The 25,358-nt window shown below is 64.1% G+C and carries 25 protein-coding genes; 12 read left to right on the top strand and 13 right to left on the bottom strand.

Translation table 11 applies throughout. The features are described from left to right. The first annotated feature begins 70 nt into the window (after positions 1–70). The gene (locus KZJ38_RS04565) at positions 71–394 is read left to right on the top strand and encodes an NAD(P) transhydrogenase subunit alpha part 2 (RefSeq protein ID WP_219798976.1); all 324 of its coding nucleotides are present in this window, start codon (positions 71–73) and stop codon (positions 392–394) included. After that, entirely contained in the window at positions 395–1,849 is a 1,455-nt protein-coding gene (locus tag KZJ38_RS04570; protein ID WP_219798977.1) for an NAD(P)(+) transhydrogenase (Re/Si-specific) subunit beta, read from the top strand. A 76-nt stretch (positions 1,850–1,925) separates the two neighbouring features. Here the strand turns inward: KZJ38_RS04570 and KZJ38_RS04575 are convergent, their stop codons facing one another. From KZJ38_RS04575 to KZJ38_RS04595, 5 genes are all read right to left on the bottom strand, one after another. Then, positions 1,926–3,224 carry a THUMP domain-containing class I SAM-dependent RNA methyltransferase gene (locus tag KZJ38_RS04575; RefSeq protein WP_219798978.1) on the bottom strand — a complete coding sequence of 433 codons (1,299 nt, stop codon included), beginning with the start codon at positions 3,222–3,224 and terminating at the stop codon, positions 1,926–1,928. 304 nt (positions 3,225–3,528) lie between these two features. Further along, the gene (locus KZJ38_RS04580; protein ID WP_219798979.1) at positions 3,529–4,314 is read right to left on the bottom strand and encodes a PqiC family protein; all 786 of its coding nucleotides are present in this window, start codon (positions 4,312–4,314) and stop codon (positions 3,529–3,531) included. After that, on the bottom strand, positions 4,311–5,954 hold the full coding sequence (locus KZJ38_RS04585) for a PqiB family protein (protein WP_219798980.1): 1,644 nt from the start codon (positions 5,952–5,954) through the stop codon (positions 4,311–4,313). The genes KZJ38_RS04580 and KZJ38_RS04585 overlap by 4 nt, the downstream gene beginning before the upstream one ends. After that, complete coding sequence (locus KZJ38_RS04590; protein ID WP_219798981.1) at positions 5,947–6,678, bottom strand: paraquat-inducible protein A; 732 nt, start codon at positions 6,676–6,678, stop codon at positions 5,947–5,949. Before KZJ38_RS04590 ends, KZJ38_RS04585 begins: the two co-directional genes overlap by 8 nt. A 7-nt stretch (positions 6,679–6,685) precedes the next feature. After that, the gene (locus tag KZJ38_RS04595; RefSeq protein WP_219798982.1) at positions 6,686–7,423 is read right to left on the bottom strand and encodes a paraquat-inducible protein A; all 738 of its coding nucleotides are present in this window, start codon (positions 7,421–7,423) and stop codon (positions 6,686–6,688) included. Positions 7,424–7,887: 464 nt separating this feature from the next. On the opposite strand from KZJ38_RS04595, the gene KZJ38_RS04600 reads away from it, so the two are divergent. The 3 genes from KZJ38_RS04600 to KZJ38_RS04610 all read left to right on the top strand — a co-directional run bounded on the left by KZJ38_RS04600 (position 7,888) and on the right by KZJ38_RS04610 (position 9,756). After that, positions 7,888–8,457 (top strand): cytochrome b, encoded by a 570-nt coding sequence (locus tag KZJ38_RS04600; RefSeq protein ID WP_219798983.1) that lies wholly within the window; start codon positions 7,888–7,890, stop codon positions 8,455–8,457. Between the two features lie 9 nt (positions 8,458–8,466). After that, positions 8,467–9,066, top strand: coding sequence for a YceI family protein (locus KZJ38_RS04605; RefSeq protein WP_425518321.1), 600 nt, complete (start codon positions 8,467–8,469; stop codon positions 9,064–9,066). 99 nt (positions 9,067–9,165) lie between these two features. After that, positions 9,166–9,756, top strand: a complete 591-nt coding sequence (locus KZJ38_RS04610; RefSeq protein WP_425518322.1) for a YceI family protein — start codon at positions 9,166–9,168, stop codon at positions 9,754–9,756. 96 nt (positions 9,757–9,852) lie between these two features. Here the strand turns inward: KZJ38_RS04610 and secF are convergent, their stop codons facing one another. The 5 genes from secF to queA all read right to left on the bottom strand — a co-directional run bounded on the left by secF (position 9,853) and on the right by queA (position 15,949). Next, positions 9,853–10,803, bottom strand: coding sequence for a protein translocase subunit SecF (gene secF, locus KZJ38_RS04615; protein WP_219798984.1), 951 nt, complete (start codon positions 10,801–10,803; stop codon positions 9,853–9,855). An 18-nt stretch (positions 10,804–10,821) separates the two neighbouring features. Further along, entirely contained in the window at positions 10,822–12,918 is a 2,097-nt protein-coding gene (gene secD, locus KZJ38_RS04620) for a protein translocase subunit SecD (RefSeq protein WP_219798985.1), read from the bottom strand. A gap of 135 nt (positions 12,919–13,053) precedes the next feature. Further along, the gene (gene yajC, locus KZJ38_RS04625) at positions 13,054–13,320 is read right to left on the bottom strand and encodes a preprotein translocase subunit YajC (RefSeq protein ID WP_246641727.1); all 267 of its coding nucleotides are present in this window, start codon (positions 13,318–13,320) and stop codon (positions 13,054–13,056) included. Between the two features lie 245 nt (positions 13,321–13,565). After that, a complete protein-coding gene (tgt, locus tag KZJ38_RS04630) occupies positions 13,566–14,774 on the bottom strand; it encodes a tRNA guanosine(34) transglycosylase Tgt (protein ID WP_219798987.1) in 1,209 nt (402 codons plus the stop codon). Between the two features lie 122 nt (positions 14,775–14,896). Next, on the bottom strand, positions 14,897–15,949 hold the full coding sequence (gene queA, locus KZJ38_RS04635) for a tRNA preQ1(34) S-adenosylmethionine ribosyltransferase-isomerase QueA (protein ID WP_219798988.1): 1,053 nt from the start codon (positions 15,947–15,949) through the stop codon (positions 14,897–14,899). Between the two features lie 467 nt (positions 15,950–16,416). On the opposite strand from queA, the gene recG reads away from it, so the two are divergent. Together recG and KZJ38_RS04645 are read left to right on the top strand one after the other, a co-directional pair. Beyond that, positions 16,417–18,750, top strand: coding sequence for an ATP-dependent DNA helicase RecG (gene recG, locus KZJ38_RS04640; RefSeq protein ID WP_219798989.1), 2,334 nt, complete (start codon positions 16,417–16,419; stop codon positions 18,748–18,750). Between the two features lie 127 nt (positions 18,751–18,877). Further along, positions 18,878–19,837, top strand: a complete 960-nt coding sequence (locus tag KZJ38_RS04645) for a LysR substrate-binding domain-containing protein (RefSeq protein ID WP_219798990.1) — start codon at positions 18,878–18,880, stop codon at positions 19,835–19,837. Between the two features lie 44 nt (positions 19,838–19,881). On the opposite strand, the gene KZJ38_RS04650 is transcribed toward KZJ38_RS04645, so the two are convergent. Next, on the bottom strand, positions 19,882–20,238 hold the full coding sequence (locus tag KZJ38_RS04650; protein WP_219798991.1) for a type II toxin-antitoxin system RelE/ParE family toxin: 357 nt from the start codon (positions 20,236–20,238) through the stop codon (positions 19,882–19,884). A gap of 7 nt (positions 20,239–20,245) precedes the next feature. Next, positions 20,246–20,515 (bottom strand): ribbon-helix-helix domain-containing protein, encoded by a 270-nt coding sequence (locus KZJ38_RS04655; RefSeq protein WP_219798992.1) that lies wholly within the window; start codon positions 20,513–20,515, stop codon positions 20,246–20,248. 171 nt (positions 20,516–20,686) lie between these two features. Between KZJ38_RS04655 and KZJ38_RS04660 the strand changes: the two genes are divergently transcribed. The 5 genes from KZJ38_RS04660 to ubiA all read left to right on the top strand — a co-directional run bounded on the left by KZJ38_RS04660 (position 20,687) and on the right by ubiA (position 24,422). Then, entirely contained in the window at positions 20,687–20,848 is a 162-nt protein-coding gene (locus tag KZJ38_RS04660; protein ID WP_219798993.1) for a hypothetical protein, read from the top strand. A 64-nt stretch (positions 20,849–20,912) separates the two neighbouring features. After that, positions 20,913–22,373: a catalase gene (locus KZJ38_RS04665; RefSeq protein ID WP_219798994.1), complete on the top strand. Its 1,461-nt coding sequence runs from the start codon at positions 20,913–20,915 to the stop codon at positions 22,371–22,373. Positions 22,374–22,490: 117 nt separating this feature from the next. Next, positions 22,491–22,655: a hypothetical protein gene (locus KZJ38_RS04670; protein WP_219798995.1), complete on the top strand. Its 165-nt coding sequence runs from the start codon at positions 22,491–22,493 to the stop codon at positions 22,653–22,655. Positions 22,656–22,865: 210 nt separating this feature from the next. Next, positions 22,866–23,354: a Dps family protein gene (locus KZJ38_RS04675; protein ID WP_219798996.1), complete on the top strand. Its 489-nt coding sequence runs from the start codon at positions 22,866–22,868 to the stop codon at positions 23,352–23,354. Positions 23,355–23,558: 204 nt separating this feature from the next. After that, on the top strand, positions 23,559–24,422 hold the full coding sequence (gene ubiA / locus KZJ38_RS04680) for a 4-hydroxybenzoate octaprenyltransferase (protein WP_219798997.1): 864 nt from the start codon (positions 23,559–23,561) through the stop codon (positions 24,420–24,422). 114 nt (positions 24,423–24,536) lie between these two features. On the opposite strand, the gene proC is transcribed toward ubiA, so the two are convergent. Continuing rightward, entirely contained in the window at positions 24,537–25,352 is an 816-nt protein-coding gene (gene proC / locus KZJ38_RS04685) for a pyrroline-5-carboxylate reductase (protein ID WP_219798998.1), read from the bottom strand. Positions 25,353–25,358: the final 6 nt, after the last annotated feature.

Here is a 25,358-nt window from a genome sequence, read left to right on the forward strand (position 1 = left end):
CTGTTCCAGCACCGCAAAACGAACGCTTGAACGCACAAGAACGCTTGAAGACGCACAAGGAGAATCAGCGATGGAAGTCATCAACCACACGGTGATCAACCTGATCATTTTCGTGCTGGCGATCTACGTCGGCTATCACGTGGTCTGGAACGTCACGCCCGCGCTGCACACGCCGCTGATGGCGGTGACCAACGCGATCTCGGCGATCGTGATTGTCGGCGCGATGCTCGCGGCGGGGCTGACGGTCGGGCCGGGCAAGTTCTTCGGCACGATCGCGGTCGCGCTCGCGGCCGTCAATGTGTTCGGCGGCTTTCTCGTCACACGGCGCATGCTCGAGATGTTCAGGAAGAAGGAGCCAAAGAAGCTCGCCGCTCCGGGCAAGGAGGGCGCATAAATGAGCCTGAACGTCGTTACGCTGCTCTACCTCGTTGCGTCGGTGTGCTTCATCCAGGCGTTGAAGGGCCTGTCGAATCCGAAAAGCGCACGCGCGGGCAATCTGTTCGGCATGGTCGGCATGGCGATCGCGATCGTCACGACCATCGCGCTGATCGTCAAGCAGGCGGCGCTGCTCGGCGCCGACTTGCCGCTCGGGCTCGGTCTGCTGTTCGGCGGGCTTGTAGTCGGCGGCGCGATCGGTGCGTTTATCGCCGCGCGTGTCGAGATGACGAAGATGCCGGAACTGGTCGCCGCGATGCACTCGCTGATCGGTCTTGCGGCCGTGTGCATCGCCTACGCGGTCGTGTCGGAGCCGGCCGCGTTCGGTCTCACGGCCGAGGGTGCGCCGTATCCGAACTTCCTGCCGTACGGTAACCGCATCGAGCTCTTTATCGGCACCTTCGTCGGCGCGATCACGTTCTCGGGTTCGGTCATCGCGTTCGGCAAGCTGTCGGGCAAGTACAAGTTCCGCCTGTTCCAGGGCGCGCCGGTGGTCTACGCGGGCCAGCACACGATCAACCTGCTGCTCGCGCTCGCAATGATCGGCTTCGGCATCATCTTCTTTCTGACGCAGTCGTGGCTGCCGTTCGTCATCATGACGCTGATCGCGTTCGTGCTCGGCGTGCTGATCATCATTCCGATCGGCGGCGCCGATATGCCGGTCGTCGTGTCGATGCTGAACTCGTACTCGGGCTGGGCGGCCGCGGGCATCGGTTTCTCGCTGAACAACGCGATGCTGATCATCGCGGGCTCGCTGGTGGGTTCATCGGGTGCGATTCTGTCTTACATCATGTGCAAGGCGATGAACCGCTCGTTCTTCAATGTGATTCTCGGCGGCTTCGGCGCGGAACCAGGCGCGGCGGCCGCGGGCGGCGCGCAGGAGCAGCGGCCCGTGAAGTCGGGCTCGGCGGAAGACGCGTCGTTCATGCTCGGCAACGCGGAGACGGTGGTGATCGTGCCGGGCTATGGGCTTGCCGTTGCGCGCGCGCAGCATGCGTTAAAGGAGCTGACCGACAAGCTCGTCGAAAAGGGCATCGACGTGCGTTATGCGATCCACCCGGTTGCGGGCCGCATGCCGGGGCATATGAATGTGCTGCTTGCCGAGGCGGAAGTGCCGTACGACCTCGTCTTCGAGATGGACGACATCAACAACGAGTTCGGCCAGACCGATGTCGTGCTCGTGCTCGGCGCGAACGACGTGGTGAATCCGGCGGCCAAGAACGATCCGAAGTCGCCGATCGCGGGCATGCCGATCATCGAGGCGTACAAGGCGCGCACCGTGATCGTCAACAAGCGCTCGATGGCGGCCGGCTACGCGGGCCTCGACAACGATCTCTTCTACATGGACAAGACGATGATGGTCTTCGGCGATGCGAAGAAGGTGATCGAGGATATGGTGAAGTCGGTCGAGTGAGCGATACGGTTCGGTGTGCATCAATCGACCGGTTGCTGCGGTTGCTGCACACCAACCAGAAGCAGAATCCCCGCAATTACTCCGCGGACGCGGCGGGCTTCTGCTTGACACTGCCGGCGACGAGATCGAAACGGAACAGCCGGCATTCGAGCGCGCCGTTGAAAAGCGGCGTCTTCGCCGATTCGCGTAGCCGAAGCTGACCCGGCAGTTTGCGATCGGACGTCAGAACGAACGCGTGCCAACCGGTAAAGCGCTGCTTCAACGCATCGCCGAGCGACTGGAAAAACTCGCTGTCCGGCGTATCCGAATGCGTGCGATGAAACCGTTCGTCACGATCGTCGCGGTTCTCGCGATCGCGGCTTGGCGCACGAACCTCGCCGCGCGGGCCGCGGCCGCGCACTTCGATGCGCTCGCCGTACGGCGGATTCGCGACCAGAATGCCTGCGGCGTCCGTCGGCGGCGTCATGCCGCGCGCGTCGACCTGCTTGAGCGGCAGCCCTGAAAAGCCCGCGCGGTCGAAGTTTGCGCGCGCCTTTTCAAGCATGTCGCCGGAGATGTCGCTGCCGTAAATTTGCAGGTCACCGCGCCTCGCATCGGCACGCGCGGCGCGTTTGACGTCCTGCGCCGCGACCTTCATTGCTTGCCAGACGCTGACGTCGTATTGCTTGAGCTTCTCGAAGCCGAAACGCCGGTCGGCTCCCGGCGCGATGTTCAATGCGACCTGCGCCGCTTCGGCGAGGAACGTGCCGCTGCCGCACATCGGGTCATAGAGCGGCGTGCCCGGCGTCCAGCCCGTCAGCCGCAGAATGCCGGCGGCGAGGTTCTCGCGCAGCGGCGCGGCGCCCTTGTCGAGGCGCCAGCCGCGCTTGAAGAGCGGCTCGCCCGATGTGTCGAGATACAGCGTGCATTCGGTGGCGGTGAGAAACGCGAACACGCGCACGTCGGGTGCGCCGGTGTCGATGCTCGGCCGCGCGCCGCTGACGTCGCGCAGGCGATCGCAGATCGCGTCCTTGACCCGCAGCGTAGCGAACTCGAGGCTGCGCAGCGGCGACTTGATCGCGGTCACGTCGACGCGCAACGTTTCATTCGCCGAAAACCATTGCTCCCAGCGTTGCTCGAGCGCGAGCGCATAGACGTCCTGTTCGTTGCGGTACGGCCGCTGCGCGATTTTCAGCAGCACGCGGCTCGCAATACGCGAATGCAGATTGGCGGCCATGCCGGCCGCCCAGCCGCCGCGAAAGTGCACGCCGCCGGGCACCTGCGCGCCCGCGGTGAACGGCGCGCCGTTCAGATGCTTCGCGGCAATCTCGGCGAGTTCGGCGGCAAGCGCGGCTTCGAGGCCGCGTGGGCAGGGGACAAAAAAATCGAAAGACATGGAGCGGGCCGCAGGGCGTTGGACGCGGATCGGAACGCGTCGGGCGTGGAGTAAGCCGCCATTGTACGCGGTCGGGCTCCGGGCTTGGCGAGGCCGTGGCTCTGCGGAAATCGCGTTGTATCGGCGCCGCGCGGGCCGAAGTCGACGGATACGTGAGCGCCGTGCGGCCGGCGTATCTGCATCGGCGACCGGGCCTCAGTGCTCGCGGTCGCCGCGCCCGAAGTAGAGAAGCATCACCTTGTGCTGAAGCCGGCGGATATCCGCACGCCGTGTCGCGTCGGCGATATCCGCTGCTTCAGTTGCTTCAACTGCCCGCGCCCGCCTTTGGCGGAGCCACTGCCGTCGGCGCCGCCTGCACCGACGCCGTCGGACACGCGGGCGTTGCACCCTTCGCCGGATTCGCGGAAAGCGTGCGCACCGCGTCGGCGATTTCGTTCGAAATCTGCTGGACCGCGCGCTGATGTCCGATGGCGAGCGCATCGTAGCCGGCGACGACCGGTACGCTTGCCACCGTACGGCACGTTAGAAGCGCCTGCGTGCGCACCGCGCGCACGCTCCAGACGGCATCGATCAGCGCATGCGAACCGGGCCACGACTCGAAGCGCTGCACGTTCACCTTGACCCGATAGACCGGCACGCGGTCCGGATACGGCGTACCGAATACGTCGAACGTGCCCAGCTGCCGCGTCAGCGAGTTCGACAGCGCGCGGCGGATTTCATCGCCCGGCAGCGACGCCCAGCGCTCCTCTTCGAGCACGCTCACCTGGTTGTTGCTGTTCTGGACGACGAACTGGTTCTTGGCAACCTGCGGCGGCACATCGACCGGCGTCACTTCAATCAGAAACGCCGGATTCGCGACAGCTGCTGTCGCGGCGGTAGGCGCGGACGTATCGCCGGTGGAGAGCGTGTAGAACCGGCTCGACGGCGACGAGCACGCGGCCAGCGCCAGCGCACACAACACGCCGGCCGCGGCCGTCGTCGTAGCCCTGGCCTTGGCTGTAATCGCAACAGCCGCCTCGCCGCCGGAACCGGATCGCGCCGCCGTGCCGCGCGGCGCACGCAACGAACGGGTGAGCCACGCAAACGTCATTTTTGATCTCCTGGTTTTCCGCGGACGAGCGATTCGGGGTGGCGCTCCAGATAATCGGACAGCGCGTTCAGCGACTGCAGCGTGCGCGTCAGCTCCTGCAGCGCCTGGTGGACGTCGGATTGCAGCGGCGAATCCTGCTGCAGCGTCTGCTCGGCCGAGCCGAAAGTCTGCTTGGCGGCCGTGAGCGTGTCGCGCGCCTGCGGCAGCAGTTCCGTGTCGAGCTGCGAGAACAGCTTGTCCGCATGCTTGAGCGCGGCGTTCACGTTCGTGCCGATCTGGTCGAACGGCACCTTGTCGAGCTTCTTCGCAATGTCCGCGATCTGCAGCTGCAGTTCGTCGAGCGAATTCGGCATGGTCGGCAGCTCGAGCGGATCGGCCGCTACGTCGACGGTTGCCTTCGGCGCGTTCGGGAACATGTCGAGCGCGATATACAGCTGGCCCGTGATCAGGTTGCCGGTGCGCAGCTGGCCGCGCAGCCCGTGCCTGACGAGCGCCTGCAGCAGATCGTTGCTGGACGGCGTGCCCGGCGCCGGCAGCGCTTCGCGCGTGCGGCGGCGCAGACGGTCCGGATACAGGTTCATCGTGACCGGCATCGTGAAGTTGCGGATCTTCGGATCGTATTCGACGCCGATACTCGTCACCTGGCCGAGCACGATACCGCGGAAGTCCACCTGCGCGCCGACCGACAGCCCGCGTAGCGACTGGTTGAAGTTCATTACGACGCGCACCGGTTCGCCGTCGGGCTCGCGCATTGCATCGCTTTCGTCGTCACCGAGGCGGAACGTCATATTGTTCGGCGCCTGCACGCCGACTGCCTGGCCCGGCGGCGACTGGAACGCGAGACCGCCGACGATCACCGTCGCAAGCGACTGCGTATTGAGTTTGAAGCCGCTCGAATCGAGCCGCAAGTCGACGCCGCTCGCATGCCACCAGCGCGAATTCGTGCCGACATACTGGTCGAACGGCGCATTGACGAACACCTGCACCGTCACGCCGGTGCCGTCCTTGTCGAGCGAAAAGCCCGTGACCTGGCCGACTTGCACGCGCCGGTAGTAGACGGGCGAGCCGATATCGATCGAGCCGAGCGACTCGCCGCGCAGCGTGAACTGCCGCCCCTTCTGGTCGACCGTGACGGCCGGCGGCGCTTCGAGTCCGACGAATTCAGTCTGCGTCTCGGTCGAACGCCCGCCATCGACGCCGATATACGAGCCCGACAGCAGCGTGCTCAAACCCGTCACGCCGCTAGCGCCGATCCGCGGCCTGACGACCCAGAAGCGGCTGTCCTTCACCGCGAAGTCGTCGGCTTCCTTCGACAGCTGCACATAGACGAGCACGCGCGAATGATTGTTCGACAGCTTGATCTGCTTCACGTAGCCGATGTCGACGTCCTTGTACTTGACCTTCGTCTTGCCCGGCTCGAGCCCCTCCGCGGAGCTGAAGCTGATCGTGATGGTCGGGCCTTTCTGGTAGACCGACTGGATTACGAGCGCGACGCCTATCAGCGCGGCGATCAGCGGAATTACCCACACGAGCGACGGCAGCCAGCGGCGGCGCGCGTCGATATCGGGCTCGGGTACGTCCGGTCCGGTCGGATCGTGGCGCGGCGCGTCGGGCGGCGTCGGGTCTTGTGGACTATTCATGGGGCGTGTCCTGGGAGTCCTGTGAGGCCTTCGAAGGGGAAGTCGTGCTGTCGTTGTTGTTCGTGTTCGTGCTCGGTCGGCGGCGCGGCGGTGGGCCGGTCTCGATGTTGTCCCAGATCAGGCGCGGATCGAATTGCATCGACGCGAGCATCGTCAGGATGACGACCGAGCCGAACGCGATCGCGCCGGGCCCCGCGGTAATTTCGGCGAGCGACTTGAAGCGCACCAGCGCGACGGTCAGCGTGATGACGAAGATGTCGAGCATCGACCAGCGTCCGATCCGCTCGACCATGCGATATAGCGCGGTGCGCTCGTGCGGCCGCCAGCGCGAACGGCGCTGCGTGGTGATGCTGAGCAGCGCGAGCACCGTGAGCTTCATCATCGGTACGAGAATGCTCGCGACGAACACGATGATCGCCAGCGGCCAGTCGCCCGACGTCCAGAAATAGACGACGCCGCTCATGATCGTGTCGTTCTCGGTGCCGACCAGCGATGTGGTGTGCAGCACGGGCAGCAGATTTGCCGGAATGTAGAGCACCGCGGCGGCGATCAGCAGCGCCCACGTGCGCATCAGACTATCCGGATTGCGCCGGTGCATCGGCGCGCCGCACCGTTCGCAGCGTTGCGGCGCATGATCCGCGCTCGCGAAACGAACGCGCTTCTGCACGCGTCCGCATGCATGGCACGAGATCAGACCGGCGCGCGAGGCCGTCAGGTATTTCATCGGGCGCTCATCCCCTGCGCGGCGTGGACGCCGCCGTGCCCGTTGTGCCCGCCGTGCCGCTGCTACCCGGCTGCCGTGCGGTGGGCTTGCCGAGGTTTTTCGTGCGCCGCATACGGCGCCGCGTCTGTCGCGTTTTGTGCCGCGTCAGCGTATCGGCGATGTCCCACAGCGTGCGTGGCTCGAACGTCACGACCACCGCGAACATCAGTGTCAGCGCGCCGAAAGCAAAGAGCGCCGCCTCGGGAATCACGCGCGCCACGCTCGTCATTTTGACGATCGTGACGAGCGTGCCGAGCATGAACACCTCGATCATGCCCCACGGCCGCACGAACTGGATCGCGCGCATGACCTGATGAAACGCCAGCGGCACATAGCCCGCGCGCACCGACAGCAGCACGTACAGCAGCGCGAGCAGTTCGGTCAGAGGAAAGAGGATCGTCGAGCAGAACACCATGACGGCGACGATCTGCATGTCCTGGGTCCACAGCACTTCGATGGCGCCGAACAGGCTCGCCTGCGAGGTGATGCCGTTGGCTTCGAGCTCGATAATCGGAAAGGTCTGCGCGATCAGGAAGGTGATGAGCGCGGCCATCGTCATCGCGCAGATCGGGTCGAGGCGTCCCGTCGAACTGCCGTACAGCACGGCTCCGCAGCGCGGGCAACGCGCGAGGCGCCGCCGGCCGAGGCGCGGCTTCTGAAACAGCGCATCGCAGTCGTGGCATGCAATCAGGCGGTCTTGTTCCATGCAGGCAAGAGCAAAACGTTAAGAGTTCGGCGGTCGGCGGCGCTTGCGTTCGCGCCGCTCTCCACGGGCGGGCCACAAAAACCTGGCGACATAGTATCAAAGGCGCTTCGCCGTCACCGCATAGGGTGGCAGCGGCCGGAGGTGACGTGTCGCGTGCTTGCGTGGCTTGTGTTGGTCGCCGCGGGTGTTCCCGTCACTCCGCCGTACTGCACCGGTATCGCCGCATGGTACGAGGCTGCGGTGTTTCCCATCGGGCCCGAGCCGTAATAGCAAATTCCGGACCGCGCCGCGATAGGTTCGGGACGCTTGCATGGAAGCCCGTAGGGTGGAGTAGCATGACGCGAGGGCGCGTCCACGATAAAAGATGCGAGGCTGCACGCGATGCGACACGCATCGACGGGAATAACGGGCGCGGCCATGTCGTTTAATTTCAATCTCGCGATTCCTTGTACGGGAGGCCTGCCGTGGCACATCTCTCGTCGTTTGCCGGACGCGCAACCAGCCTGCGCTACACGCGCACGGCCATCGCTTTTCACTGGCTGATCGCAGTGCTGATCGTTTGCGGCTTTTCGCTCGGCTGGGTGATGACCGATATTCCCGGCTTTACGCCGACGAAGCTGCGTTACTTCTCGTGGCACAAGTGGATTGGCGTTACGGTATTTGCGTTAGTCGTGCTGCGTATCGTGTGGCGTACGACGCATGCGGCGCCGCCGCTGCCCGCAGGCATGCCCGCCTGGCAGCGCATGGCCGCGCAGGCCACGCACCTCGCGTTGTACGTGCTGATGGTGGTGATTCCGGTGTCCGGATATCTCTACAGTTCGGCGGCCAATGTGCAGGTGGTGTATCTCGGGCTCGTGCCGTTGCCGCGGCTGATCGCGCCCGACCCCGTGCTCAAGACGGTGCTGAAGAACGTGCATATCGCGCTCAACTACACGTTGCTCGTGCTTGTCGTACTGCACATCGCGGCCGCGCTCAAGCATCAGTGGCTCGATCGCGACGGGCTGCTGTCGCGCATGATCCCTTTCCTCAAATAAGGACAACCAGTGAAAGCCTCGTTCACACGGATCAGGGTCGCCGCATCGGCCAGATACTTCAGCATCGCGATGGCGGCTGCGGCCGCCATGCCGTTTGCGCTGACGGCGCGCGACGCACACGCGCAGATCGACGTGGCGCATAGCACGATCACCGCGACGTCGAAGCAGATGAATGTGCCCGTCGAAGGCAAGTTCACCAAATTTTCTGCGCAGCTTGCGTTCGATCCGGCGCAGCCGGCCGCGGGCAGCGCGAAGGTCGACGTCGATATGACGAGCTACGACCTCGGCGACGAAACCTATAACGACGAAGTGCGCGGCAAGGACTGGTTCGACACGAAGCGCTTCCCGGGCGCGACCTTCGTCTCGAGCGCGATTGCACCCGCTGGCGCGGACAAGTTCAACGTCACCGGCAAGCTGACGATCAAAGGCAAGTCGCAGACGGTGGTCGTGCCAGTGACCGTGACGACGCAGGGCGCGGCGCATGTGTTCGACGGTGCGCTGACGATCAGGCGCTCGCAATACGACATCGGGCTCGGCGAATGGAAAGACACGTCGGTGGTGGCCGACGATGTCGTCATCAAGTTTCACTTCGTTGGTGCGGGGAAATAAAACTGCAGGAAGTGGAGTAAGAGGTATCGAGATGTAGAAGACAGCGATCGGCATCGGCGCGCGCGTTCGTGCATCGCGCCTGAAAAAAGGAGAACAAAGGTGAGGAAGACATGCTTGGTCGGCGCCGTCGCGGCGCTTGCGGTTTCGGCTTTGCTTCCGCTCGACGCAGCGGCGGCCACCGATACGTATCAGCTCGATCCCAATCACACGTTTCCGAGCTTCGAAACCGATCATATGGGCGGCTTGTCCGTATGGCGCGGGAAGTTCACGAAGTCGGCGGGAACCGTGACGGTCGATCGCGCGGCGAAAACCGGGACGGTCGACGTGACGATCGATACGTCGTCGATCCAGACCGGCAATCCGAAGCTCGACGAGCATGCGCGTTCCGACGAGCTGCTCGACGTCGCGAAGTATCCGACGGCGGTCTACAAGGGCACGCAGATCCGCTTCGACGGCGACAAACCGGTCGAGGTGATCGGCGATCTCACGCTGCACGGCGTGACGAAGCCGCTGAATCTGCGGGTCGTCTCGTTCAAGTGCATGCAGCACCCGATGCTCAAGCGCGAGGTCTGCGGCGTCGATGCGACCGCGAAGTTCGACCGCGCGGACTACGGCATCAATCTCGGGCAGAAGCAGGGCTTCAATATGGCGACTGTGCTGCATATCCAGGCCGAAGGGATCAAGCAGTAGTTCGGTGACTGCCAGGCGGGTACCAAAAGAAAAAAGGCCGGTTCAATTTGAACCGGCCTTTCTGCCGAAGAAAATTGCAGCGCAAGCGTGCCGCGATCAGACTTGCGCGCCCGCGTTCGGATCGTTTGGATCGTGGCGTTCCTTCTTTTCCTTCACGAGATCTTCACGCTTCACGCCGAGCCACATCGCGAGCGCCGCCGCGACGAACACCGACGAGTAGATACCGAACAGAATACCGACGGTCAGCGCGAGCGCGAAGTAGTGCAGCGTCGGGCCGCCGAACAGGAACATCGACAGCACCATCATCTGCGTACAGCCGTGCGTGATGATGGTTCGCGACATCGTGCTCGTGATGGCGTGGTTGATCACTTCCATCACCGACATCTTGCGTTCGCGCCGGAACGTCTCGCGAATCCGGTCGAAGATAACCACCGACTCGTTGACCGAGTAGCCGAGCACCGCAAGCACGGCCGCAAGCACCGACAGCGAGAATTCCCATTGGAAGAACGCGAAGAAGCCGAGAATGATCACGACGTCGTGCAAGTTCGCGATCACGCCCGCGATGGCGTACTTCCATTCGAAGCGGAACGACAGGTAGATCACGATACCTGCCACTACACACGCGAGCGCGAGCAGGCCGTCGGTGGCGAGTTCCTTGCCGACCTGCGGCCCGACGAACTCGACGCGCTGCAACTGCACCTGCGCGTTGTCGGCCTTCAGCGCGGCCATTGCCTGATCGCTTTGCTGTGCCGAACTCAGACCCTGCTTCAACGGCAGGCGGATCAGCACGTCGCGCGACGTGCCGAAGTTCTGCACCTGCGCGTCGGCGTAGCCGATCTTCGTCAGCGTGTCGCGCACCGGTTCGAGCTGCGCGGCTTGCGGATACTGCACTTCGATCACCGTGCCGCCCGTGAATTCGATCGACAGGTGCAGGCCGCGGTGCACGAGGAAAAACACGGCGGCGATAAACGTGATCAGCGAAATCGCGTTGAAGATCAACGCCCGTTGCATGAACGGGATGTCTTTATGGATGCGGAAAAATTCCATGGTCTCGTTCTCCGGGCGTCAGCGGGTTGAACCCGGTTTCTTCGGCGTGTCGCTGGCGGTTGGCGTGCCGGGCGCATTGCGGCGGCGTACCGTTGGTTTGCCCGCGTTGGCCTGCGCGCCGGCGGACCCCTTCGCGGCTGCTTTGCGTTTGGCCGTGGAAGCGGGCGCCGGCACGTTCGCGCTGCGCGCGGTGGCCGTGACGGCGTCGTCGCCCGAGGTATCGTCTTCGAGGTACGCAGCAGCGCCGCCGGCCGTCGCCGTTGCCGGCCGCCATACCTGGCCGACCGCGAGCGACTTCAGCTTCTTCTTGCCGCCGTACCAGAGGTTCACGAGGCCGCGCGAGAAGAACACGGCCGAGAACATCGACGTCAGAATGCCGATACAGTGCACGACCGCGAAGCCGCGCACCGGGCCGGAACCGAACGCGAGCAGCGCGAGGCCGGCAATCAGGGTCGTGACGTTCGAATCGAGAATGGTCGCCCATGCATGCGCGTAGCCGTTCTGGATTGCAAGTTGCGGCGGTGCGCCGTTGCGCAGCTCTTCGCGCACGCGCTCGTTGATCAGCACGTTCGCGTCGATTGCCATACCGAGCGCGAGCGCGATAGCGGCGATACCCGGCAGCGTCAGCGTGGCCTGCAGCATCGACAGGATCGCGATCAGCAGCAGCAGGTTCACCGACAGCGCGATCATGGAGATCAGGCCGAACAGCATGTAGTACGCGATCATGAAGGCGGCGATCGCGATAAAGCCGTAGACGACCGAATCGAAGCCCTTCTTGATGTTGTCGGCGCCGAGGCTCGGGCCGATCGTGCGTTCCTCGATGATGTCCATCGGCGCGGCGAGCGAGCCGGCGCGCAGCAGCAGCGCGAGGTCGGCTGCCGCTTGCGGCGTCGGCTGGCCGGTAATCTGGAAGCGGTCGCCGAGTTCCGACTGGATCGTTGCGACCGTCAGCACCTGACCCTTGCCCTTTTCGAACAGCACCATCGCCATCGGCTTGCCGATGTTGTCGCGCGACACCGCGCGCAGCGCGCGGCCGCCCGCCGAGTCCAGGCGGAGATTGACGGAAGGACGCTGATGCTCGTCGAAGCCCGCCGACGCGTCGATAATGCGGTCGCCGGTGAAGATGATCTGCTTGCGCAGCAGCACCGGCACCTGGTTGCCTTGCGTGAAGAGCTCGTCGCCCGGCGGCACCGGGTCGTTCGGATTCGGATGGGTGTTGACCGGGTCGGCGAGGCGCGCTTCGAGCGTCGCCGTGCGGCCGATGATGTCCTTCGCCTTGGCCGTATCCTGCACGCCCGGCAGTTCGACGACGATGCGGTCGTTGCCCTGCTGCTGGATCACCGGTTCCGCGACGCCCAGTTCGTTGACGCGGTTATGCAGCGTGGTGATGTTCTGCTTGAGCGCGGCGTCCTGTACTTCCTTTTCCACGGCCGGCGTGAACGTGCCGACCACCTGCCAGCCGCCGGTCGGCGCCGGTTGCGTGGCCCACTGCAGTTCGCTGACGGCTGTGGTCAGTTGCTTGCGCGCCGCTTCGGCGACGCTCTGGTCCGCGAAGCTCGCGACCACCGACTGGCCGACGCGGTTCACGCCGCCGTCGCGAATGCGGTTGTCACGCAGCAGCGTGCGCGCATCGGACGCGTCGGAATCGAGTTTCTTGTTCAGCGCGCCCGCCATGTCGACCTGCAGCAGGAAGTGCACGCCGCCGCGCAGATCGAGACCGAGGTACATGGGCAACGCGTGCAGCGCAGTCAGCCAGTGCGGCGATGCGCTTTGCAGGTTCAACGCGACGACGTACGTTGGATCCGACGGGTCGCTGTTCAGCGACTTCTGCAGCAGATCCTTCACGCGCAGCTGCGTGTCCGTATCGGCCACGCGCACGCGGATGTTCGCGTTCAACGTCGAATTATCGAACGTGACGTCGTCGGCTTTGATCTGGCTCGCCGCCAGCGCCGCTTCGACCTGCGACAGCGTGGCCGAATCGAGCTTGACCGTTGCCTTGCCGCTCGACACCTGCACCGCCGGCGCTTCGCCGAAGAAGTTGGGCAGCGTGTACAGGAAGCCGATGGCGAGCGCCACCAGCATCACGGCATATTTCCAGAGGGGGTAACGATTCATGGGATGGTCCAACGGACGGTTGGCGGCAAGATGCCAGTTGCTTGCAAGGCCACGCCGCGTTCAGCTGCAGCGGCTTCAACCTGGGGCTTCGGGACAGGCCTTGCGGGTCTTGCTCTAGTTGCGCAGATCGTCGCGTTACAGCGATTTGATCGTGCCTTTCGGGAGAATCGTCGTGACCGAAGCCTTCTGCACGGTGATTTCCGTTCCTTCCGAGATTTCGACGCCGACATACGCGTCGCCGACTTTCGTGATCTTGCCGACAATACCGCCGTTCGTCACCACTTCATCGCCTTTGGCCATCGCCGCGAGCATGTTGCGATGCTCCTTCTGGCGCTTCATTTGCGGGCGGATCATGATGAAGTAGAGCACTGCGAACATCAAAATCAGCGGCAGGAAGCTCATCAGGCTCGATTCGGCGCCCCCCGCGGCTCCGCCTTGCGCAAATGCGTTGGTAATGAAATTCGGCACGTCGGTCTCTCCGTTTTTAGCAATCAGAAAAAGTCAGCCGATTATTCTACCACCGGCCCTTTACGCGACGGCATGGCACGGATGTATCTGGGCCCGCGTGTAACACGGATTGGATACGTCGACCGGCATGCCGTTTCGAAAGTGAATTGTAAAGTTTTATGCGGCACTCGGGCATCGTTCTAATCGGTGCCGCGCGCGCGATTCTCGTGGAACTGCTGGCGAAACGCCGTGAAGTTGCCGCCGTCGATCGCGTCGCGCATTTCCTGCATCAGCTCGAGGTAGTAGTGCAGGTTGTGGATCGTATTCAATTGCGCGCCGAGAATCTCGCCGACGCGATGCAGATGGTGCAGGTAACCGCGCGTGAAGTGGCGGCACGTATAGCAGCCGCATTGCTCGTCGAGCGGGCGCAGCGAACTTTTGTGCGTTGCATTGCGGATCTTGATGTCGCCGAAACGCGTGAAGAGCCAGCCGTTGCGCGCGTTGCGCGTCGGCATCACGCAATCGAACATGTCGACCCCCGCTGCGACGCCGGCCACGAGATCCTCGGGCGTGCCGACGCCCATCAGATAGTGCGGCTTGTTCGCGGGCAGCCGCGGCGCGACGTGTTCGAGCACGCGCATCATGTCCTCTTTCGGCTCGCCGACCGACAGTCCCCCGATCGCGAGGCCGTGGAAGTCCATTTCGGCGAGGCCCGCCAGCGATTCGTCGCGCAGATCCTCGAACATGCCGCCCTGAACGATGCCGAAGAGGGCATTCGGGTTCGACAGGCGGTTGAATTCGTCGATCGAGCGTTTTGCCCAGCGCATCGACATGCGCATCGACGCGGCCGCTTCATCGCGCGTGGTTGGCACGCCGTTGGTGGCGTACGGCGTGCATTCGTCGAACTGCATGACGATGTCCGAATTCAGCACTTTCTGGATCTGCATCGAGACTTCCGGTGACAGAAACAGCTTGTCGCCGTTGATCGGCGACGCGAATGTGACGCCGTCTTCGGTGATCTTGCGCAGGTCGCCGAGCGAGAACACCTGGAAGCCGCCTGAGTCCGTCAGGATCGGCCGCTTCCAGCCCATAAAGCTGTGCAGGCCGCCGTGCGCGGCGACGGTGTCGAGGCCGGGGCGCAGCCACAGGTGAAACGTGTTGCCGAGAATGATCTGCGCGCGGATTTCTTCGAGTTCGCGCGGCTGGATCGCCTTGACCGTGCCGTAGGTGCCGACCGGCATGAAGATCGGCGTTTCGACGACGCCGTGGTTCAGCGTTAGACGGCCGCGGCGCGCGAGGCCGTCGGTTTTCAGCAGATCGAATTTGAGGCCGTTGGCGGGCGGCGTGTGGGCTGTCGCCGGGTGATCGGCGTGATTTGTGTGATCGTTGCGATGATGACCGTCGGTCATTGAGAAGCTCCTATGCCACTGGAGAACAGTCCAGCGCTTTGAGTAGTGAGGCCCGCCGAAGGATATCCGGTGGCCGATGAAACACGTTTGAATTCAGGCAGATGCCGCACGAACGCCCGCCGTCACTCAGCTTCGCTGCGCGTCAGCAACATCGCATCGCCATAACTGAAGAAACGGTATCGTTCTTCGATTGCATGCGTATACGCGGCACGAATCGTATCGATGCCGGCGAATGCGGACACGAGCATCAGCAGCGTCGACTTCGGCAGATGGAAGTTCGTCACGAGCCGGTCAACGACACGAAAGCGATAGCCCGGTGTGATGAAGATATCCGTTTCCGCGCTCGTCGCGGCGAGCGGCCGGCCGGCGCTTTCCGCATCGCGCGCGGCGGCTTCGAGCGCGCGCATCGACGTCGTGCCGACCGCGATCACGCGGCCGCCGCGCGCACGCGTCGCGGCGATCTTGTCGACCAGCGACTGCGGCAGCTGATACCACTCGCTGTGCATCTTGTGCTCCGCGATGTTTTCGACGCGCACCGGCTGGAACGTGCCCGCGCCGACGTGCAGCGTGAGCGTCGCGCGTTCGACGCCGCGCGCATCGAGCCGCGCGAACAGCGCTTCGTCGAAATGCAGGCCGGCGGTCGGCGCGGCGACCGCGCCCGGATTTTGCGCGTAGACGGTCTGGTAGCGCGTTTCATCGGTTGCATCGGGGTCGTGCTCGATGTACGGCGGCAGCGGCAGCCGGCCGTACTGCTCGATCAGCGTCAGGCAGTCGGCCGGAAAATGCAGCGTGTAGAACGGCTCGACGCGCTCGCCGACCGTCACGTCGAACGCGTCGGCAAGACGTATTTGCGTGCCCGCGGCCGGGCTCTTGCTCGCGCGGATTTGCGCAAGCGCGGTGCGTTCGCCGGTGAGCCGCTCGATCAGCACCTCGATCTTGCCGCCGCTCGATTTATGGCCGAGAAAGCGCGCTTTCAGCACCTTCGTGTCGTTGAACACCAGCAGATCGCCCGGCGCGACACAGTCGGGCAGTTCGGCAAAGTGACGGTCGATGAGCGTTGCCGGCTGAGTCCGGCTGTCCACTTCGAGCAGGCGGCTTGCGCTGCGCTCGGGCAACGCGACTTGTGCAATCAGTTCGGGCGGCAGCGCGAAATCGAAATCGGAGAGGGTGAACATGCGGACGGGCTGAATACGGAACGGCTAATAAAGTGGCGTGCAAATGGTGCAAGCGCCTGGGTTCGGGCGTGCAGCAAAGCTGCGGCGGATGCGACGGCAATGCGGCAACGAATGCAGGAACGACGAAGCGGCGACGATGCGGCAACGACGATGCGGCAACGACGACGCGGCAACGACGACGCGGCAACGACGACGCGGCAACGACGACGCGGCAACGACGACGCGGCAACGACGACGCGGCAACCGGCGGCAAATTATGACCAATGCCGCGCGCAGGCGATAAGCGGCAGCGATCCCGCAATGATCCAATCCGCGTCGGACTCAAGCAAAACAGATCAGACAGAATCGACGCCGCGCGCCGAGCGGCTATGATTGCGGGACATTGCCGCGCCGGCGCCTGCCTCCTGATGCCGCGCCGAACGGCCACGAAAACGTGGAAAGCCGATATTGTACTTGCGAAGCGACTCATGCCCTTGTCCGAACGCCGTCCGCCTGTAGACCCCGATGATGCCGACGCCGCCTTGCCGCGGCGCGCCGTGCGCGGCAAGGCGGCGTCGGCGCGGACGCAGGTGAGCGACGAGGCTGCGGCCGCATTGCCGCAGCAGCAGGATCCGGCGCCCGCGTCCGAGGGGCCGACAACGAAAGCGGCGAAGAAGCTGCCCGCGAAGCGCGCGGCAAAACCGGCTGCCGGCTCCCCATCCGGGCGCGCAGCCGAGAAGCCCGCCGACAAGCCCACCCTTCCTCGCACCGCCGACAAGCTCGCGAAGCTCGGCCTCTCGCGCGACATCGATCTCGTGCTGCATCTGCCGATGCGCTACGAAGACGAAACGTCGCTGACACCGATCGGCGAGCTGCTGCCGGGCGGCATCGCGCAGACGGAAGGCGTCGTGTTCGATAACGAAATCGCGTACCGGCCACGCCGTCAGTTGCTCGTGAAGCTGCGTGACGACGCGGGCGACGAGCTCGTGCTGCGCTTCCTCAATTTCTACGGCTCGCAGGTCAAGCAGATGTCGGTCGGCGTGCGGCTGCGCGTGCGCGGCGATGTGCGCGGCGGCTTCTTCGGCATGGAGATGGTTCATCCGGCGGTGCGCGTCGTCGATGAAGATACGCCGCTGCCGCAGGCATTGACGCCGGTTTACCCGAGCACGGCCGGCGTGACGCAGGCGTATCTGCGCAAGGCGATCGACAACGCGCTGTCGCGCACGTCGTTGCCGGAGCTGCTGCCGGAAGCGATCGCGCACGCATATCTGAAGCCGCTCGAATTGCCGCCGCTGATGCAGGCGGTGCGCACGCTGCATCACCCGCACGCGGACGCCGACGAAACCGCGCTGATCGACGGCACGCATCCGGCGTGGTCGCGCATCAAGTTCGAAGAATTGCTCGCGCAGCAGATGTCGCTCAAGCGCGCGCACGAGGAACGCCGCACGCGCTCGGCGCCCGCGATGCCGTGCCGCGCGGCCGGCGACGCCGGTTCGCTCGTCACGCGTCTGCTCGCCGCGCTGCCGTTCTCGCTGACGGGCGCGCAGCAGCGCGTCGGCGCCGAGATCGCGAACGATCTGACGCAGCCGCACCCGATGCAGCGTCTGCTGCAAGGCGACGTCGGCAGCGGCAAGACGATCGTCGCCGCGCTTGCCGCCGCGCAGGCGATCGATGCCGGCTACCAGGCCGCGCTGATGGCGCCGACCGAAATCCTCGCCGAGCAGCACGCGCGCAAGCTGCGTGGCTGGCTCGAACCGCTCGGCGTCACGGTTGCGTGGCTCGCCGGCAGTCTCAAGGCGAAGGAAAAGCGCGCGGCGCTCGAAGCGGCCGCGCTCGGCACCGCGCGGCTCGTGATCGGCACGCACGCGATCATCCAGGACACCGTTGAATTCGCGCGCCTCGGGCTCGTGATCGTCGACGAGCAGCATCGCTTCGGCGTCGAACAGCGTCTCGCGCTGCGCGCCAAGGCGCAGAACGCCGCGGACGGCGCGCGCGCGTTCCAGCCCCATCAGCTGATGATGTCGGCGACGCCGATTCCGCGCACGCTCGCCATGACGTACTACGCGGACCTCGACGTCTCGACGATCGACGAACTGCCGCCGGGCCGCACGCCGATCCTGACGAAGCTGATTGCGGATGCGCGCCGTGAAGAGGTGATCGGACGCGTGCGCGAAGCGGCGCTCACCGGGCGTCAGGTCTACTGGGTCTGTCCGCTGATCGAGGAGAGCGAGACGTTGCAACTGCAAACGGCCGTCGAGACCTACGAAACGCTCGTGGCCGCGCTGCCCGAGCTGAAAGTCGGGCTCGTGCACGGCCGTCTCGCGCCCGCGGAAAAAGCGGCGGTGATGGACGCGTTCACACGCAACGAGGTCCAGTTGCTGGTGGCGACGACCGTGATCGAAGTCGGCGTCGACGTGCCGAACGCGTCGTTAATGGTGATCGAACACGCGGAGCGCTTCGGGCTCGCGCAACTGCATCAGTTGCGTGGCCGCGTGGGGCGCGGCAGCGTCGCGTCGGTATGCGTGCTGCTGTATTCGGGGCCGCTATCGATTGCCGGGCGAGCGCGCCTGCAGACGATGCGCGAGACCACCGACGGCTTCGAAATCGCGCGCCGCGACCTCGACATTCGCGGTCCCGGCGAGTTTCTCGGCGCACGCCAGTCCGGCGCGGCGATGCTGCGTTTCGCCGACCTGCAGCAGGACGGCTGGCTCATCGAGCCGGCGCGCGAAGCGGCAGCGCAGCTGCTCGCGCAATACCCGGACGTCGTGACGCAGCATCTCGCGCGCTGGCTCGGCGGGCGTGAACACTATCTGAAGGCATAGGTCATAAGCGCGGACGATGGCTGTTTGCCGCTCGCCGCGCTGCCGCAGCATGCGTGGTGGTTGGCGAATTGGCCCCATAGGTGTATAACTGAAACCTATTGATTTTATTGCACTGATTGGTCCCTCAATGACGCTCACAGAACTGAAATACATCGTCGCGGTGGCGCGCGAGCGGCATTTCGGCCGCGCGGCGGAGGCGTGTTTCGTCAGCCAGCCGACGCTGTCCGTAGCGATCAAAAAACTCGAAGACGAACTGAACGTGCAGATCTTCGAGCGCGGCACGAGCGAGGTCAGCGTGACGCCGATCGGCGAGCAGATCGTCACGCAGGCGCAGCGCGTGCTCGAGCAGACGCTCGCGATCAAGGAGATCGCGAAACAGGGGAAGGATCCGCTCGTTGGGCCGCTGCGCCTTGGCGTTATTTACACGATCGGGCCGTATCTATTGCCGACGCTCGTCAAGCAGATGATCAAGCGCGTCCCGCAGATGCCGCTGATGCTGCAGGAAAACTACACGCTGAAGCTGATCGAACTGCTGAAGCAGGGCGAAATCGACGTGGCGATCATGGCGCTGCCGTTTCCCGAAACGGGCCTGATGCTGCGGCCGCTCTACGACGAGCCGTTCGTCGTCGCGCTGCCGTCGGGCCACGCGTGGGAGACGCGCGACAAGATCGACGCGAGCGACCTCAAGCAGGAAACCATGCTGCTGCTCGGCAGCGGCCACTGCTTCCGCGATCACGTGCTCGGCGTGTGCCCGGAGCTGATGCGTTTCTCGCAGAACGCGGACGGTATTCAGAAGACCTTCGAAGGCTCATCGCTCGAGACGATTCGTCATATGGTCGCGAGCGGCGTTGGCATTACCGTGCTGCCGCGCATGTCGGTGCACGAGGTAAAGCCCCATGCGGGCGGCGTGGATTCGGGGCTGCTCAGTTATGTGGCCTTCGACGAGCCGGTGCCGGATCGCCGCGTCGTGCTTGCGTGGCGCAAGAGCTTCACGCGCATGCCGGCGATCGATGCGATCTGCGACGCGGTGGCCGCTTGTGATCTGCCCGGTGTGAAGAAGCTCGATTTGCCGGCGGCGGTGAATTGAGGCGAGGGCGCCCGGTTAATGATGGGCGCTTACACCGTATCGCTTTAAAACGCGCTGTCGTGCAGCATGAGGAATGAAGGCGGCGACTCGTCGTCTGCCGCAGTGAGGGCCGCCTCGATATCCCGGCCGCCATAAAACACACCAACGATGATCGGCTGCTCGTCTTCGACAAGAAAGGCAATTGCTGTGCGGCCACGGTAGTTCGTCAGCCGCAGCCCGGGCCGAATATCGTCGCGCCGATGACCGCGATGCGGGAAGGTCCGCAAGCTTTCGCAATACGCGACGATTCCATCTACGTAATCCACGGCCACGCGCGGCGAAGAGACATCCGCGAGATATCGCTCGAGTTCGGCTAGATGCTCCAACGCCTCAGGAGCGAATCTGACTTCGGATGTCGTCATAGGCAAATCACTCTCTCGATTTTCGTTTCGCGGCGAGCGCCGCGCGAACATCACTTGCGCTGACCGCGCGGGACGGGTCGGCCTTCAGCGCATCGTAGGCAGGCGCAACTTCTTCGCGCAGCCATGTTTCGATCACGCGATCACGCGCGGCCAATGTGCGCAAGCCATCCCGGACGACCTCGCTATCCGTCGCATATTCGCCGCTCGCGACTTTGGAACGGACGAGGTCAGCTAGTTCGTTAGGCAGGGTGATGCTGAATTGCTGCGTGGAACGCATGATTGCGTCTCCGGGACATTGGAGTAGGATTTAATCCTACACGAAGCGCCGGGTTCGCGCGACCCTCTATCGAATAGATAAATTTAATTAAATTATATAAATCGATAGCTTTGCTATAGTGCCTCTCATGGATCTTCGCTGATCCCCAACAACGAGAACCCGGAGGTACCCATGCAGCACGTGTCGCCTTTTGCCATCCAGTCCCGCAGCCAGTCTGTTCCCGCTTCGTTCCAGCAGCCGAGCGCAGCCGCCGCGGCAGTCAACGCCGCACCGGCGCAAACCCTGCGCACCGTCGCCATTGCTCTGCTCGTCGATCGCGCGCTGTCCGCGTAATCCCGACGCATCGAATGCCTTTCCCGAAGAACGAATCGCCCCTGACAAACAAAGGAACAGAGCAATGACCGAACGTACCCTCACCAACGCCGCCGGTGCGCCCGTTGCCGATAACCAGAACTCGATGACCGCCGGTGTGCGCGGTCCGGTCGCCTTGCAGGACATGTGGCTGATCGAGAAGCTCGCGCATTTCGATCGCGAAGTGATTCCCGAGCGCCGTGTGCACGCGAAGGGTTCGGGCGCCTTCGGTACGCTGAAGGTCACCCACGACATCTCGCGCTACACGAAGGCGAAAGTGTTTGCGCAAGTCGGCAAGGAAACGCCGCTTTTCATGCGGTTCTCGACGGTGGCGGGCGAACGCGGCGCGGCCGATGCCGAGCGCGACGTGCGTGGCTTCTCGATCAAGTTTTATACCGAGGAGGGCAACTGGGATGTCGTCGGCAATAACACACCGGTGTTCTTTATCCGCGATCCGCTCAAGTTTCCCGATTTCATCCACACGCAAAAGCGTGACCCGTACACGAATCTCCGCAGCAATATCGCGGCGTGGGACTTCTGGTCGCGCCATCCGGAATCGCTGCATCAGGTGACGATCCTGATGAGCGACCGCGGCATTCCGCAAAACTATCGGCAGATGCACGGTTTCGGCTCGCACACGTTCTCGTTTATCAACGCGAACAACGAGCGGTTCTGGGTGAAGTTCCACTTCAAGTCGATGCAGGGCATCGCGAACTACACCGACGCCGAATCTGCGCAAGTGATTGCGCAGGACCGCGAAAGCGCGCAGCGCGACCTCGTCGACAATATCGACAAGGGTAATTTCCCGCGCTGGCGCTTCTGCATCCAGGTGATGCCGGAAGCCGATGCGGCGAACTATCGCTACAACGCGTTCGACATCACGAAGGTGTGGTCGCACAAGGACTATCCGCTGATCGACGTCGGCGTGATCGAACTGAACCGCAACGCCGATAACTATTTCGCGGACGTCGAGCAGTCGGCGTTCACGCCGGCGAATGTGGTGCCGGGTATTGGCGTCTCGCCGGATCGTTTGTTGCAAGGGCGTCTGTTCTCGTACGGTGACACGCAGCGCTATCGCCTCGGGATCAACCATCACCAGATTCCGGTGAATGCGTCGCGCGCGCCCGCACAGCGCTCGTTCCACCGTGACGGCGCGATGCGCGCGGACGGCAATCTCGGCCGCACGGCGAATTACGAGCCGAACCGGTTCGGCGACTTCGCGCAGGATCCGAACGCGGCGGAGCCGCCGCTCGCGGCCGGTGCAGTCGATCGCTACGACCATCGCGACGACGGCGATTACTACAGCCAGCCCGCGGCGCTGTTCCGCCTGTTCGACGCCGCGCAGCGCGAGCGCTTCTTCGGCAACATTGCGCGTCACATCAATGGTGTGCCGGAGGATATCGTCGCGCGTCAGATCGAGCATTTCCGCCGTATCGACCCGGCGTACGCGGAAGGCGTGATCGCGGCGATCGAGAAGATCGCCGCGACGTCGGGGAAAACGAAGTAACCCGACGAAGTAACCCGACGAAGCAACCCGAGTCGAGCAGTTCGACGGCGGCGCGGCAGCAAGCCACGCAACAATATGCAGCCCGCGCCGCCGTCCTGAAGTGAAAGGAGAACGATCATGGTCCAGATGGTATTGATGAGTATCAACGGCCGCGCGCACGCTCAGCACTTGCAGCGTATGCACAGCGCGGCGCTTGCGCGCCGGATGCTCGGCCTGGCGGTGGTCAGCAGCGGCTATGCGGTGATCGTCGCGCACGGCATCGCGCACATTTTCGGCGGCTGAGCGCAAGCGCGTTCGGCGCTTGCGCTCCAGGCGACACATGGAACGATGTGGCGCAACGCGCGCAATGCAATGATGGCCGCGACGCACGCCGGCTCGCACGCGAAGGGTTGGCGTTCTACGCTAAACTGTCGGGCGTTCGAGCGTTCAAGGATTGCGAACAGACAATCCCGGGCAAGCGACCGGTACGAATCACTCTTGAAAGGAGTCATCATGGCCAAAAAAGAAGCCGTTTCGCACGTCAACATCGGTATCAGCGACAAGGATCGCAAGAAGATTGCAGAAGGCCTGTCGCGCCTGCTAGCCGATACCTACACGCTGTATCTGAAGACCCACAACTTCCACTGGAACGTTACGGGTCCGATGTTCAACACGTTGCATCTGATGTTCGAAGGCCAATACAACGAACTCGCGCTGGCCGTCGATTCGATCGCCGAGCGGATCCGCGCGCTGGGCGTGTTCGCGCCGGGCAGCTACAAGGACTTCGCGAAGCTGTCGTCGATCGCTGAAGCGGACGGCGTGCCGTCGGCGGAAGAGATGATCCGCCAGCTCGTCGAAGGCCAGGAGTCGGTTGTGCGCACCGCGCGCGAAATTTTCCCGCTCACGGAATCGGCAAACGACGAGCCGACCGCCGATCTGCTGACGCAACGCATGCAGACGCACGAAAAAACCGCGTGGATGCTGCGCTCGATGCTCGCCTGAGCGGGAGCGAACGAGAAGACGTCGCACTGACGTTGAAAAGCCCGACAGGGGTAGAACCTGTCGGGCTTTTTCGTTTGCGGACGCGCTGATTGATGCGGCAGCGCAGGACGCGCGAGCGTGGCCGACTGTGGCGCGATTGCGCCGTTCGGAAAGTCCCGCCCCATGCTGCACTAAAATAGCGGCATCGTCCCCGACGCACTTCCCATGTTCGCCAGACTCCCGCTCTATCTGCGGCTCGTCCGCATGGACAAGCCGATCGGCAGCCTGCTGCTGCTGTGGCCGACGCTCAACGCGCTGTGGATCGCATCCGACGGGCGGCCGGCGTTATCGCTGCTCGTTATTTTTGCGCTCGGCACGCTGCTGATGCGTTCGGCCGGCTGCGCGATCAACGACTACGCGGACCGCGATTTCGACCGCTTCGTGAAGCGCACCGAAAACCGGCCGATCACGTCGGGCAAGATCAAGGCATGGGAAGCCGTCGCGCTCGCGGCGGCGCTCGCGCTGGTCGCGTTTGTGCTGATCTGGCCGCTCAATACGCTGACGAAGGAACTGTCGGTGTTCGCGCTTTTCGTCGCCGGCACCTATCCGTTCACCAAGCGCTTTTTCGCGATTCCGCAGGCGTATCTCGGCATTGCGTTCGGTTTTGGCATTCCGATGGCGTTCGCGGCCATTCAGGACCAAGTGCCGATGCTTGCATGGGTGATGCTTGTTGCCAATGTGTTCTGGTCCGTTGCATACGATACCGAGTACGCGATGGTCGATCGCGACGACGACATCAAGATCGGCATTCGCACCTCCGCATTGACGTTCGGCCGCTACGACGTGCTCGCGATCATGCTCTGCTACGCGGCGACGCTCGGCATCTATGCGGGGATCGGCGTCGTGCTGCACTACGGTGTGCTTTACTGGATCGGTCTTGCGGCGGCCGTGGGCTGCGCGATCTATCACTACACGCTGATCCGCGGCCGCGAACGGATGCCGTGCTTCGCCGCGTTTCGCCATAACAACTGGCTGGGCGGCGTGCTGTTTGCCGGCATTGCGGCGCATTACGCAGTGCAGAACCTATGAACGATAAAGGGGCCGCGTGAGCGGCCCGTCGCACTCGTGGCGCTCGGCGCAGCAGGCCGCAGCAGGCCGCAGCGGGCCGCACGAGGTGATAGCGCGCGCCTCAGGCGGCAGGCACTACTGTTTGCCGAACTCCTCGCCCATCTCTTTCGCGCGCGCATCGGCGGCAAGCGCGCCGCGCACGATCGAATCCTTCACATGCTGCGCGTCGAAGGCGGCGAGCGCCGCCGCAGTCGTGCCGCCTTTGGACGTCACGCGTTCGCGCAACACCGACGGCGGCTCATCCGATTGCGCCGCGAGTTGCGCCGCGCCGGTGAACGTCGCGACCGCGAGCGCGCGGCCTTGCGCCTCGTCCATGCCGAGCTGACGGGCTGCTTCCTGCAGCGCTTCGATGAAATAGAAGACATACGCCGGACCGCTGCCCGAGATCGCGGTCACCGCATCGATCTTCGATTCGTCGTCGAACCAGACGGTTTGCCCGACCGCGCCGAGCACTTGCGAGGCGAGCGCGCGTCCGCTTTCGTCGACGCCGCCTAGTGCAACCAGACCCGTGACACCCATGCCGATCAGCGCGGGCGTATTCGGCATGGTGCGCACGATGCGCGCGTGGCCGTTCAGCCAGCGCGACAGGTCGGCGGCGCGAATGCCCGCGACGATGCTGATCACGAGCTGCCGTGCCGACAGATGCGCGGCCAGCGCGCTGGCGACGTCCTTCGCCACTTGTGGCTTGACCGCGATCACGATCGCGTCGAACGATGCGAGCGCCGTGTCGGCGGCCGCGCCGGTCGCGATGCCGAATTGCTGCTGGTTGCGCTTGCGCGCGTCTTCGTTCGGATCGATCGCATAGAGGTCGGCTGCCGCGACGCCGCGCTTGATCAGACCGCCGATCAGCGCGGCAGCCATATTGCCGCCGCCGATAAACGCAATTCTCATGGTGTG

Origin of the sequence: Paraburkholderia edwinii (assembly GCF_019428685.1) — a bacterium.
Taxonomy (GTDB): Bacteria; Pseudomonadota; Gammaproteobacteria; order Burkholderiales; family Burkholderiaceae; genus Paraburkholderia; species Paraburkholderia edwinii.